The sequence below is a fragment of the Butyrivibrio sp. MB2005 genome (genome assembly GCF_000424285.1).
Lineage (GTDB): Bacteria > Bacillota > Clostridia > Lachnospirales > Lachnospiraceae > Butyrivibrio.
On record NZ_AUJP01000004.1, the window covers coordinates 99,406 to 112,371 of the forward strand.

The window sequence follows — 12,966 nt, forward strand, 5'->3', positions numbered from 1 at the left end:
CGCTAATAAAATACGAGATAAATGACGATATAAGAATCAGAAGCTGGGCAGAGCTTAAATAGTTATGCCCGGTTTCTTTTTTGTTTCAAAAAGTAATTCTCAAAATGGGCATAGCTTAGTTAAGTGTTGTGTTTTTTAGTGTTAACATGGAGGGCTGCTTATGAGAATTGCCAGTAGTAACATCAACCTGATTTCAGAGAGAAAATATGTGTCACGCTCTGAATTTCGAATGGAGAAAGGGATGACTTCCATCAGTAACAAAAGTGAAGGGGTAGCAGATTTCAGGGATGTACTGTTTACCAATTATAATGCGGAGGGAGAATTTGCTGTTATGAGCGACACTCCGGAAGATAAGAAGGTGTCGGAGATAGATGAGCTAAGGCGGCAGATCGTTGAAAAGCTTCTAAATATTATGCAGATATTATTCGGAGGTAGCGAAGGCAAAAACAGTAGAACCAGTGAGTATATGAAGGAGTTAACCTCCAAAATGAATGCAGGTTCATATCAGCTAATGAGTGTAACTACTTCTACATACACTCGTATAGAAGAGGAACACACAGCGTTTGAGGCTAGTGGCATTGCCATGACAGAGGATGGAAGGGAGCTTCATTTTGGAATAAATGTTTCCATGACAAGCAGGTTCTGCGAGTCCATAGGAGTAACACATATGCAGCCGGCACAGCTAATTGACCCACTTGTAATAAATGTGGGAAGCGGCGTTACAAGTATTTCTGATCAATCCTTTACCTTTGATCTTGATGCTGATGGAGAAGAGGATGAGATAAAAAAGCTTGGCCACGGCAGCGGCTTTCTAGCCTATGACAGAAATGGTGACGGCGTCATAAACAACGGAACTGAGCTATTTGGTGCTAAGAGTGGTGACGGCTTTGCAGAGCTGTCCGAGTTTGATAAGGACAATAATAACTGGATTGATGAAAATGATGAGATCTATGAAAAGCTCCGGGTATGGTGCCATGATGAGAATGGTAAAGAAACTCTTATGACATTAAAGGAGGCAGACGTTGGAGCTATTTATCTTGGAAAAGCAGATACAGATTTTACATCCAGGGGAAGTGATTTCATGATCAATGCTCAGTTTAGATCAAGCGGAGTATTTCTAAAGGAATCGACGGGTGAAGCGGGAGTGGTCCATCAGATAGATATGGCCAAGATATCCTGAGAATAAAAACGCAGCGGAATGAATGATACAAATTCCGCTGCGTTTTTTTGTTCTTATATTGTTATTACTGGGTTACTGAAGGTGTAAAAATGTACTTGCGAACAGGCATAAGTGCTGTGATCAGAACTGATCCGCAGATTACGCATGCAAGAATTTCACCGGCAGCAACTGTAACCATAAAGAAAGGAATGGTACCTTCCAGACCATACGCAAACTTAAGTACAAAAGGAATAATAAGTGCATTTGAAACAACAGGCGGAAGAGTCACAAGGAATCTGTGATCCTTAAGCTTGTAAGAAGCTACCGCGGCAATTGCTGTAGCAAGTGTTCCAAATATGATGTCGGGAAGTGCACAGCCTGTGAGAACGTTGCTCAGAAAACATCCGATAATAACGCCCGGAACTGCAGCAGGTGTAAAAAATGGAAGTACGCAAAGTGCTTCGGAAATACGGAACTGAATAGCGCCGCTTGCAAGGTTGACTGTTGCTACCATCATGGTAAGCACAACATAGATAGCAGCTATAATGGCTGCCTGAGTCATAAATAATACATTCTTTTTCATTTCTGTCTCCTTTAGGTTTTTGCGAGTGGGAAGGAAGACTTACATATAAATAAGTCGTAAACACTCGTATTAAAAATGTAGCGTATGCTAATATAACACCCGAAGCAATTAATGGCAAGCATTATTTTTCAGGATTCATAATTATGTCTATTATCATATCCTGACTTTCTGTAGGCATATCCTCATATATTGGAAGGACAAGAACTTTTTTGGAAAGGTCTCTTGCTGCATCAAGGCTGCAGTTCTTATATTTGTTTTTAAAGCAGCTCTGATCGGAGGTTACGGGATGGAAATATTTTCTGGTATAAATATCCTTCTCCCTTAGCTTGGTGTAAAGCATATCTCTGGTAATGGCATAGTCATCCTCAAGAATTATGGGATAGTAAGCATAGTTCCTTGTGGCATCCTTTCTCGGGTTAAGGAAACTGATGCCGGTCACGGATGTTAGCGCATCGTCATACCTTTTTGCACATTGGCTTCTTGATTCAATAGCGGCATCTATATGCTTTAAATTGCAAAGGCCCATTATTGCGCAGAATTCATTCATTTTGGCATTTGCTCCAACCTCTACAACCCGCTCCTCACCACGGATTCCGAAGTTTTTAAGATTGTAGAGCTTTTCATAAAGGGCAGGATCGGAGAATACTGCCGCGCCGCCCTCGATGGTATTAAATACCTTGGTGGCATGGAAGCTGAAAATTGAGGTATCACCGAGATTGCCAACTCCGACGGATTCCTCTTTATTTCCGGAGGAAGACTTCATTATGATTTTTTCACCAAAGGCGTGGGCTGCATCATAAATGACCTTAAGGCCATAGTTATAGGCAATTTCTTCAATTCTCTCATAATTACAGATGTTGCCGTAAACATGCACAGGCATGATAGCCACGGTTTTTTCTGTTATCAGATCTTCAATTTTGCTCTCATCAATTGTGCCATCCTCCGGCTTTATATCGCAGAATACCGGTTCAAGCCTGTTTCTTACGATGGCGTGAGTCGTGGAAATAAAGGTGAAGGGTGTAGTAATAACTTCGCTGCCCTCAGGAAATCCAAAGGACTGGAGCGTGAGCTCCAAGGACATGTGACCATTCACCATAAGGGAGACAAAGGGGACATCTAAAAATGTTCTCATTTTGTCTTCAAGCTCTCTGTGATAGTGACCCATATTTGTGAGCATGTGGGTATCCCATAGAGGCTTTATGGCTTCGATGTATTCTTCATAAGATGGCATGGATGATTTGGTGATAAATATTTTACTCATTGTGCTCTCCCTATCTCGACTGCTTTGTCGATGAGCTTTTGAAGTTCTGCTTTGATATCAACGTTTGCAGTTTTGTTCTTCTGAGATGCCCTGGCTTTGTCTGACTGTTCTTTATAAAAGGTGTTATCTGTGATGTACCTATGAGCAAGGGATATCATCTCTTCATAGTCTTTACATATAAAATCCTCACCTGCAAAAGCACTTACGTCGCAGTCCGGAAGTGTGATCACAGGAATTCCGTTAATAAGTGATCTTAATGCGCCTCCTGCACCGCCTGATCTTTTGGGATTCAGGAAAAGATCGGTGATACGAACTGTCTGAACAAAGTCTTCTCTGTAACCAAGTCTTACTGTGTGAGTATCGATGTCTTCGGGAAGTGGAAGCTCGTAAATTCCGATTATTACGAAGGTTACATTTTCATTTTCTGCAAGTATTCTGCTCATAACAGCTTTGAATTCATCAGTGATCTCATCATCAAGACGATTTCCTATTATGGATATAACAAAGGAATCTTTGTCTATTCCAAAAGCTTCTTTTGAATACTTTTTTTCCGTGGCACTTTCTGTAAGAGGCAGGGACTTAAGATTGATATAAAGAGTCTCCTGACCCTGGGAATGTATAAATTCCTCCTCTTCCTCTGCCTGATTTTTCTGATAGGACACCAGCAGGTGAGCATCAGATATGTCATAGTTATTTCCTGCAGGAATCGAGATGAAGGTGGACATTGACCGCCATAACAGGTCTGTGCGGGGAAAACCGCCAAACTGAAGTATGAATTCAGGCTGTTTGTAATACAGTGCACCGATAACTTCAATCAGCTTGTCGCGTGATGCGCTGTTTAAATCAATCTGATAATAATGGATGTCCTCATCATGAAAACGATATACCTGATCACCCCAGTCAGGAAAATAGTTAGGAGTGACTATATCGCCTGCCCAGTAAGCAGCGGTGGAATTAATATCAACAGGTTCTCCCATAACAAGGAGCTGAACAAGATAGCCAAAGTATTTTTGCAGATACCAGCAAAGGGACAGCACAAGTCTTGAGGGCGCATGTCTCTCGCCAAGAAGCTGGCCTGTTACAACAAAAATAAGGTTATGATTGCGCTGCTCGTACGGAATCATGTCGATGGAAACATTAAGCTCGCGGATAAATCTCTCGGAGAGATGCCTGTTTAGTTTTCTCATGAAAGGGTAGTCATCTCTTTTTCCACCGGCAAAACGATAATATCTTGTTTGAAAAAGAAGAGCCGACGTAAGCTTAATATCGAGGGGATCAGTTAGCATAATATTCTCAATCCTGACAAGGTATTCAGGATCAGAGGTGCTAAGATAAACCGCAGACAAAAAAAGAATATGTAACTGTACATCATCGGAAAAAGCCCGGTCAGAAAGAGAAAGGAGTTCATCAGGACTCCAACCGGAATTCTTTATTTCAGAAGTAAGCGCATCGATATTGGATTCGTAGTCATCAGTGCGCTCAGGATAGTTCGAATTAATTACAGCCAAAACCCTGTCACACAGGTTTTCAAAGCTTTTCATGTTTCCCCCCCCCCTCATCAAAGCTCTCGTAAAAAAGTGTGCATATATTATTATTTATCGACATCCTATGTTCATATTATACTCTGAATTGTGGTAAAATATGAAAAGAAAATTTTGTTTGGGGGACGTTGACTTATGGGGATGAATCATAGGATTCATATCGGCTTGAATTTTCATGTAAATTTCTGCCACGCTGATCGTGGTGATTCCAATGACAATAACGGATTTGGCAGAGACCTTGCCCAGATTCGCAGTATCCTTGAGATACTTGGAAAAGCAAATAATGAAGGGCAGCCTGTGCGTGCAGCATGGGATTTTGAGAATGAATATACTCTTGGAAGAATTCTTCCATCACTGGGGCCTGATGTGATTGAGGGCGTAAAAGCAAGACTGAGGGAGAGAGGCGATGAGCTTATGATCTCCGGAAGTCATGCGGATATTTTTGCTGCCATGACTGGAGAAGAGCTAAAGGTAGCGGTCAAGGGAGCAAACAATATTTTGGGGGATACATCCGATACCCTGTGCTCTTATAAAAATATCTTTTCGCCAACACAGATCGGCCTTCTGAAAAAAACAGGAGTAAGAGCTGTAGTCCTTGGTAACAGTAGTATCGGTCCCGATGCGCTTTCCACAGTAGCGCCTGAACTTAGAAAATCGGCTTTTGTTCAATATAATCCCACAACCTACAGACATGGCAATGAATCCATCACGGTAATGCCATCATATTCACCGGCAGATCTTGTGGATGCAGGAGCACTTAAAAATCTTCTTTTGGAGCTTCGTGAAAAACAGCTGTCGGGAGATATTGAGAGTGACCTTTTCCTTCTTATAAGTGAGGATATTAGTAGCCCGTTTTGGGAGAGACTTGGCATTCATTCTTTGTTTACGCCTGTAACAGGAACAGAAGGCCTTGCAGGATTCCTTAAGGATTTAAGGAAGCTTGATTATGTGGCTTATAATACCCCTTCAGGATATTTGAAGGATCACCCCGCTGTTTCTGAGTTTTCTTTTGCAGGGGATATTTCAGGCGCGGGAGATCTGTCAGCTATAGGTGAACTTCCCTATGAAAGACTTTTCCATACAAGGGCGGATAGAGCCAGAATGTACAGCAAAACATACGCTGCAGATAAGGCATCCGAGACATTATCTTCAAGAGTTAAGCTTTTATCCGGAATAGATTTTTCAGGAGTAAGTCCCGCTCCTTTAAGAGAGAGATTTGATGCTGCTGATAAGCTTTCACGTGAAATTCAGGAGACAGAGAGAAAAGCAGTCAACGAAAAAGAGATGTCCATGCGTACCAGTGGCCGTCAAAGGCTTAATAACAGCGCTATTGGCAAACATCTTTACTCCAGAAGAAAAGATGATGAAGAGAGAAATTCCTTTATCATAATGAATACAGCAGGTCAGAAAACCATGACCTTCCAGCTTGCTATAGAAAGCGGGCAGTGTCCCAAGATCGGTACACTTGTGCTTGAATGCGACGAGTGTCAGATAGACAGCTATACCGCCATCCCTATGGATTTCGACGGACGCTTTGTTGTAAGCGCCTTTGTGATGATGAGATTTGTGGAGGTTCAGAATACCTACAAGATTTATTATCACTTTGACAGATCAGATCTTCCTAAAGAAGTTCATAAGCCTTTGATCGAGGTAAAGCCTGAAGAGATTCCTGTTTTCCATGCAGAAGGTGCCATGAAGAGACTTCTTGAAGCACAGGGGAAACTTAAGAAACCCGAAGAACCCAAGCAGGATGAGAACAAGGCTGTTGCTGACAGAATAGCTGCTATGAATGATGCAGCTTCTGTAGGAAGAGCAGCAGTAGCAAATGCTGTTACTGAAAAAGAATCCTATGTTGTGGAGAGCAGAAGCAGGAATCTTAGAATTGTAATTACAGGAACAGGTGCCACCAAGGGAAAAGTGCGTGAAGTATTTTACGGCGATGAGAAAATCGGTGATGATCAGTTCCTTGCTTCATACCTTAAGTCAAATGGTGTCGTAAAAGAATTTGAGTGTAAGAAGATTGAGGATGTAGAGATTGCAGGAAGAGGTGAAGGCGTAAGGATAACAGGGGAAGTTCATGATTCCTTTGGAAGTGCACCCGGTAACTATACCCTTATGTTTATAAGTTCTCCTGCACTTAAAGGTGCTGATGGAATCTTCGTTTATCTGGATGTAAAATATCCTGATCCGTCAGGTCTTGGAATAAAGAAGTACGAGGAAGTCGCACCCTTCCAGATTTCACCTTTATACAGGGCCGGCGTTTCTGTTATCAGGAAGGGCTTTGCCGGAGAGATCTCCGATTATCCCGTGTCAGGTTTTACAAAAACTGTAAGGGAGAACTCAAATGTCAGCTCATTTAATCATCAGCTGACAGCAGGACTTGTGGGATTAAAAGGCGCTTTATCAGGTCTTACCATAAGCTTTGCAAGAGAGGTTCTTGGCAGCATGGCGGTATGTCCCGGAAGACTTGTTACTGACGGCGACGGACAGCATGTAAGCCTTAATCCGTTTGGAACCTATGGCAGGAGCGACAGGAAATATCCTTCTTTGAGCGCAGGAATAGTTCAGAAATACAGCGATATTGTAAATGAAGGAAAAGTCTACAACGCAGCTGAGGGCTATGGCGGTGTTCGTGAAAAAATGTGTATGTGCCTTGCAGGTTTTGCAGGTGCCAACATGACCGATGCGCAGATCGGTGAACTGACTGCCTTTAGTGACGGAGCAGTAATCTGCGGAGATGAAGCAGGAGTTATACATCCCTTCGAGGGCGATAATGTCGAACTTCCCAGTAAGTTTAAAACACTTCCTGCAGGAAGCGATATGCCTGTAGATGAGATGCTTCTTAAACCCATCAGGACTGAAATTGCTAAATACATAAAGGGTAAAAAGAAATAAATATTGATGAACAAACGTAATGATTTTTCAAAAGGAGCTATGACAGGATGTGTGGCAGCGCTGCTAACGGCAGCGTTGTTCATGGCTATTTGCATGATAGAAAGAATAGCTCCTTTTGGTGACAAAACATTTTTATATCTGGATATGAAACAGCAATATGTTGATTTCTATTCCTATTACAAAGCCGTCTTCCATGGTCAGGACGGCTTTTTGTGGTCTGAAAACTGCGGACTTGGAAGTAGCATGACGGGTATCTGGACATACTACCTGACAAGTCCTTTTCTAATACCCTTTATCTTTATATCTGAAAAAATGATTCCCACAGCGGTAACATTTCTTATATGTGCAAAGATGGTAATGGCAGCTTTTTCAATGGGAGTACTTTTGAATTATCTTTCAGAAAACATCGAGAGAAGTTTCTTTGATGAAGAGACATTTACCGGCACTATGGTGAAGGCGGTTTTTGGTACAGCGTATGCTTTTAGCGGCTGGATGGTATCCAACATGACAAATACCATGTGGGTTGACGTGGCAGCGATTTTGCCTCTGGTTTTTATGCTTTATCTGAAGCTCCTTAGGAATGAAGAAAAGGTCAGAGTCTTTTATGTTATATCTGCGATGGCAATGATTTATCTGAATTATTACATCGCTTTTATGACAGCTTTGTTCCTGGTGATCTATACGATTTTGCTCTTAGTTTTAAGACTGATTGATGGCAAAAGCTTTATCAGAGTTACTCTTTATTCGTTACTGTCGACGATACTTGATATTTGGTTTTTGATTCCTGTTGTTTTTACTTTAAAGGGAAGCAACAAGGATCACAGCAAAGGCTTATCGGCAGCATTTCATAATATACTGCCATCATCTGAAGCTGTAGGTAAAGACATCTCGCCCTTAAGCGTTATTTCAAAGCTATTTACAATGAGCTACGACAGTATAGAGATAATGGACGGACTTCCCAATATTTATGTGGGCACGGCGGTTTTTGTGGTTGTTATTCTTTTCTTTTTAAATCTCAGGATTGGTTTTAAGAAAAAGATGGCTGCATTATTTTTTGTGCTGATTACGATTGCATTTTTCTGCGTAGATGCACTTAATAAGCTTGCTCATTTTGGGACTGATGCTTACGGCTACCTTTACAGATACTCGGTTATCTTTTCATTCTTTTGTCTGATATTTGGATTTGTATGTCTGTGCAATGGGGATGGAATTACTGCCGGCGGAACACTTATAAGCGGCGTAATTGCAGAGCTCTTATTGGTTTCCGTGTATGTGCTTCCTGTCAGATTTATTTCCAGAAAGGTACTTGTAATAAATACGGCAATTATCATAAGCATTACAGGTGCCATAATTTTGCATAGGGTATGTAAAGACAAAGCTGCATTAAGAAGATGTCTTGTGGTATTTTCCTTAGCTGTTTTGGTAGCAGAGCTCTCGCTTAATTTTATCTGGATCTACAGACATCAGTCGGTTAATGCAACATCCAAAAGTGATTATATTAATCAGATGGATAGAATAAGATCAGCTCTTGATGTGATTGATGAACATGAAAAGACCGGTGCAGATGGCGAAAATGCCGGTTACAGAATAGAGACCTACGCAGGCAGAACGGCCAATGACGGAATTCATTTTGGATATAGCAGTGTCTCTACCTACAACAGTCTTTTGAAGGTGGAAGACAGAGTTTTGCTTTATAAGCTTGGCTTTAATGATAACGGTCTTTATACGGAATACGCAAAAGGAAATACCAGACTTGCGGATGAACTTCTTGGAATAAAATATATTATTACTGACGGCAGTACTGAGGCTGGAGAAGGGCAGCAGCTTATCGCACAGAATGTCCTTATGAATGAAAAGGTGCTTTCTTCTGATAAGTATATTGAGGAAAGAAATGTGAAGGAATGCATTAAATATGTTGAGACTGCTTCGGATTCAGATAATCCGTTTGAGGTTCAGAAGATTTTGTATGAAAAGCTGACCGGTAATGTTTGCGAAAACTTTGCAGAGGCAGACGTGGTAAGTGCAAAATCTCAGGATGGTGTAAGTCTTGATATTACCGCAAAAGAAGATGGCGCTATGTATTTTTATATGGACAGAGATAAGGTTACAGAAAGAAGCTTAGAGCTTTATCTTGACGGAGAATTCCTTTCAGGCTATGGAAATGCTTCAAGTCAGAAGGTTATATGTCTTGGATATTTTAAGAGTGGCGATAGCTGCAAATTGGAAATAAAAACGGATGCCATGGGAGATATTCCCGCAGCACCCGTTGTAGTTACCGAACGTTATTCTCACTAAGATCGGTTCTGTCAGTGTATATGCCTTTTATTCCAAGATCAAAATATGATGCGATGGCAGCATCCTCATTTACTGTATGAACATAAATGGGGGTGTCTGTTTTTTTCAGGATTTCCAGAAACTGCGGATCATCAGCCCACTCTGCGTAAACAGTAAAGCCTACCAGGTGCTTTTTTGCGATATCCATAAGGGCTTTTTCAGTTCGCTCAGATTCTTCTGTTTCGTAGAGGGTGTAGATCACATGGTCAAATCCCGAGCGGATTACAGGCTCGTATTCTTTTGCATGGTAGATCTGAATTATAAAGCGGTCCTCTAGATCCGTGTAATCATGGGATACCATTTTGCAGAATTTCTCGTTTTCTTCCTTTGTGTCAGTGACAATAAGAAGGTCTTCGTGAGCTCGCATAAATTCTGCCACATCCTCAAAGGTCATGGGAGTAAAGCATCCATCAATTTTGCATTCAAGATAATCTGCCAGTGAAGGAGCAACTCCGGGAGTCATCTGCTCATCGCCCTTATATAGATCACCCCAGGCATAGCCCGGTACCAGATGGTCATCGCTGGTATAATGAAAATCCATCTCAATTATGCGGTTCCCCGCATTATAGCTGTTTTCCAGGGCTTCCTTTGAATTGGTATAGGTATAGAGATTGCCGTTTTCATCAGCTATCTCGCCGCATGCATGAATAATATATTTGTTTTCTGCAAAGTATTCTCGCATGGCATCCACCTTTGCAGTTCTTTTTGCGCCTCCGCAGCCTGTCAGAAAAGAAAGCATGCAAAAACATGCTGCCACGCGTAAAATAAAGCTTTTCATGATTTTGTTTGCACTCCATGTTATAATATTGCTGCTTTTGATTATATCATTTTTGGGAGTTTTTAATGGGAAAGAAAAAGAAATTAGTTTTTAGAAATATACCGGTAACGCTTATCATGACGATACCGTTTTTATTGTTTTTTACTGCCTGGTGGTTTTTCCATACCTGGAGCACCATGACGGTTAATGAGCTTGTATTCAATATAAAGATGTCGATGTCAGGTGCATCACATGCCATGATAAAGCTGTTTTTGATGGAGGCTCTGCTTCCTACGATTGTGGCAGGAATTATCCTGTATCTGATAATAAGCTTTGCAGGCAACAAGGTATTTGGCGGCAAAAAGAGACTTATTCTGATCCTGGTTGATATAGCGGTTTTGATAGCAGCCATTGCTTATACCTGGGTTATGCTTGATATGACAAAGTATATCGAGCAGCAGATAAATGCATCAAAATTCATCGAAGAAAACTATGTGGATCCAAATGATGTAACCCTGGAGTTTCCTGTAAAGAAGAGAAATCTCATCTATGTTTATCTTGAGTCTGTAGAGGTTACGGATGCAGATAAAGAAAACGGCGGATCCTTTGAGAAGAGCAGGATACCCGAGCTTACTCAGCTTTCTCACGAAAATGAGAACTTCAGCGGTGATAATAAAACTCTTGATGGCGGATTTTCCATGCCCGGGACTGACTGGACTATGGGTGCTATATTTGCTCAGTCATCAGGCCTTCCTTTGCAGATTCGAATTGAAGCAAACAGCATGTCAAGCCAGGAGAAATTCTTCCCCAGCGTTTGTGCAATAGGAGATATCCTTGAAGCAGAGGGCTATCACAATGAATTTGTCTGCGGATCGGAAGCGGGCTTTGGCGGAAGAGAGCTGTTTTTCAAATCTCATGGCAATTATGATATCTGCGATTACCCCTATGCCAAGGAGCAGGGATGGATTCCTCAGGACTACGGCGTGTGGTGGGGCTATGAAGATGAGAAGCTTTTTGAGTTTTCTAAAAAGAGACTTGAGGAATTGTCAAAGAGCGATGACCCTTTCAATCTCACAATTATTACTGCGGATACCCATTTTGAGGATGGTTATGTGTGCAGACTTTGCGAGAACGAGTTTGAGGATCAGTATTCAAATGTTTATGCCTGCTCAAGCAGACAGGTTACTGAATTTGTGAAGTGGATAAAAGAGCAGGATTTCTATGAAAATACCACTGTAGTTCTTGTGGGAGATCATCCTACAATGGATGCTGATTTCTGCGCCATGATAGACGAGGACTATGTCAGAAGAGTATATACCTGCTACTTAAATGCAGATGCCAGTGTACAGCAGACAGGTAAGAGAAGAGAGTACACTACCTTTGACATGTTCCCCACAACCCTTGCAGCTATGGGCGTAAAGATTGAAGGCGATAGACTTGGACTTGGAACAAACCTCTTTTCATCTGAGGATACGCTCCTTGAAAAATATGGTATGGAGCATGAGTTCGAGGAGCTTTCAAGAAGGTCTGCTTTCATGGATGAGCTGGCAGAGATGGATGAATATGACATCGCCATGCAGAATTACAGCGATCCTACAGCAGCTGCAGATATTTCGATTGAAGATGACGGAACAGTAAGGATTGTTGTTTCTGATATCCAGAATGTAAATGAGCAGATCACAAGTGTTGAGCTTAACTGTGTTCCGGATGGGGATTCATCAAGGAAGATAGTCCTGAATATGGACAAACAGCCGGATGGGTCTTATGTTTCTGAAGTGTCTTTGGCAGACATAGATGTCGACGATACAGATTTTAATATTTATGTAAACAGTGCCCTTGGTTCAAGATGGCAGGTATTTGCTCAAAGGGGTGACATGAATCTCAAGCAGACAGATTTTGCAGAATACCTTTCTGCCATCGAAGACTACCTTGAAACCGGTAACTACACAGTTCTGATTTCTACTCGTAAGAACGCAACGGCCCGTCTTACCAAGGACAACATTGCAGCACTTAATGAAATCGGAATCACCGATGATATAGTATCAGGGGAGGATATGACTATCGTTGCAGCCATTTCTGCAGACGGCTCCGAGAGTCATGTAACAAAAGACTATGCCGAGATCACAGGTACAATCCCCAATGGAACTACCTATCTCGTTAAGGGCAGCTGGAATGGTTCAGATGAGGGCAGCTTTGGCATCATCGTAGACGATCAGGACCGCATGATCCAGCGTAAAGGCCTTCACTTTGCAGTCATAAACAACCAGACAGGCCGCGTCATCGACTGCGTCGACTTTGACCTCATCGATGGCGAAACAAGACGCTGACCCGCCCCTCGGCGGAGCCCGAAATTGTCGCCATCCCCGCACCGGGACAAATCGGCTGAGCCATCATTTCGCTTTACCCCTCGCAGGAGCTGCTATCATAGCCATCCCG

8 protein-coding genes are annotated in these 12,966 nt (G+C 42.0%); 4 read left to right on the top strand and 4 right to left on the bottom strand.

Going from position 1 to position 12,966, the window contains the following annotated elements:
• Positions 1 to 160 precede the first annotated feature (160 nt).
• Entirely contained in the window at positions 161 to 1,180 is a 1,020-nt protein-coding gene (locus tag G610_RS21900) for a hypothetical protein (RefSeq protein ID WP_051197464.1), read from the top strand.
• A gap of 64 nt (positions 1,181 to 1,244) precedes the next feature.
• Here the strand turns inward: G610_RS21900 and G610_RS0101790 are convergent, their stop codons facing one another.
• The 3 genes from G610_RS0101790 to G610_RS0101800 all read right to left on the bottom strand — a co-directional run bounded on the left by G610_RS0101790 (position 1,245) and on the right by G610_RS0101800 (position 4,544).
• A complete protein-coding gene (locus tag G610_RS0101790; protein ID WP_026523409.1) occupies positions 1,245 to 1,742 on the bottom strand; it encodes a QueT transporter family protein in 498 nt (165 codons plus the stop codon).
• A gap of 121 nt (positions 1,743 to 1,863) precedes the next feature.
• Positions 1,864 to 3,003 (bottom strand): DegT/DnrJ/EryC1/StrS family aminotransferase, encoded by a 1,140-nt coding sequence (locus G610_RS0101795; RefSeq protein ID WP_026523410.1) that lies wholly within the window; start codon positions 3,001 to 3,003, stop codon positions 1,864 to 1,866.
• The gene (locus G610_RS0101800) at positions 3,000 to 4,544 is read right to left on the bottom strand and encodes a glycosyltransferase family 4 protein (RefSeq protein WP_026523411.1); all 1,545 of its coding nucleotides are present in this window, start codon (positions 4,542 to 4,544) and stop codon (positions 3,000 to 3,002) included. The genes G610_RS0101795 and G610_RS0101800 overlap by 4 nt, the downstream gene beginning before the upstream one ends.
• A 135-nt stretch (positions 4,545 to 4,679) precedes the next feature.
• Between G610_RS0101800 and G610_RS0101805 the strand changes: the two genes are divergently transcribed.
• Together G610_RS0101805 and G610_RS0101810 are read left to right on the top strand one after the other, a co-directional pair.
• Positions 4,680 to 7,439, top strand: coding sequence for a hypothetical protein (locus G610_RS0101805; RefSeq protein WP_026523412.1), 2,760 nt, complete (start codon positions 4,680 to 4,682; stop codon positions 7,437 to 7,439).
• Between the two features lie 6 nt (positions 7,440 to 7,445).
• Positions 7,446 to 9,734: a YfhO family protein gene (locus G610_RS0101810; protein WP_026523413.1), complete on the top strand. Its 2,289-nt coding sequence runs from the start codon at positions 7,446 to 7,448 to the stop codon at positions 9,732 to 9,734.
• Here G610_RS0101810 and G610_RS0101815 read toward each other — a convergent pair.
• Positions 9,712 to 10,551, bottom strand: a complete 840-nt coding sequence (locus G610_RS0101815) for a glycerophosphodiester phosphodiesterase family protein (protein WP_026523414.1) — start codon at positions 10,549 to 10,551, stop codon at positions 9,712 to 9,714. The genes G610_RS0101810 and G610_RS0101815 overlap by 23 nt on opposite strands.
• Positions 10,552 to 10,616: 65 nt before the next feature.
• Here G610_RS0101815 and G610_RS19335 point away from each other — a divergent pair, with 65 nt between their 5' ends.
• Positions 10,617 to 12,857, top strand: coding sequence for an LTA synthase family protein (locus tag G610_RS19335; protein WP_051197466.1), 2,241 nt, complete (start codon positions 10,617 to 10,619; stop codon positions 12,855 to 12,857).
• The last annotated feature ends 109 nt before the right edge of the window (positions 12,858 to 12,966 follow it).

What these genes read in the sequence shown, in the direction of transcription:
- G610_RS21900 (WP_051197464.1), top strand. Translation starts at nt 161, where the DNA reads ATGAGAATTGCCAGTAGTAACATCAACCTGATTTCAGAGAGAAAATAT.
- G610_RS0101790 (WP_026523409.1), bottom strand. Translation starts at nt 1,742, where the DNA reads ATGAAAAAGAATGTATTATTTATGACTCAGGCAGCCATTATAGCTGCT.
- G610_RS0101795 (WP_026523410.1), bottom strand. Translation starts at nt 3,003, where the DNA reads ATGAGTAAAATATTTATCACCAAATCATCCATGCCATCTTATGAAGAA.
- G610_RS0101800 (WP_026523411.1), bottom strand. Translation starts at nt 4,544, where the DNA reads ATGAAAAGCTTTGAAAACCTGTGTGACAGGGTTTTGGCTGTAATTAAT.
- G610_RS0101805 (WP_026523412.1), top strand. Translation starts at nt 4,680, where the DNA reads ATGGGGATGAATCATAGGATTCATATCGGCTTGAATTTTCATGTAAAT.
- G610_RS0101810 (WP_026523413.1), top strand. Translation starts at nt 7,446, where the DNA reads ATGAACAAACGTAATGATTTTTCAAAAGGAGCTATGACAGGATGTGTG.
- G610_RS0101815 (WP_026523414.1), bottom strand. Translation starts at nt 10,551, where the DNA reads ATGAAAAGCTTTATTTTACGCGTGGCAGCATGTTTTTGCATGCTTTCT.
- G610_RS19335 (WP_051197466.1), top strand. Translation starts at nt 10,617, where the DNA reads ATGGGAAAGAAAAAGAAATTAGTTTTTAGAAATATACCGGTAACGCTT.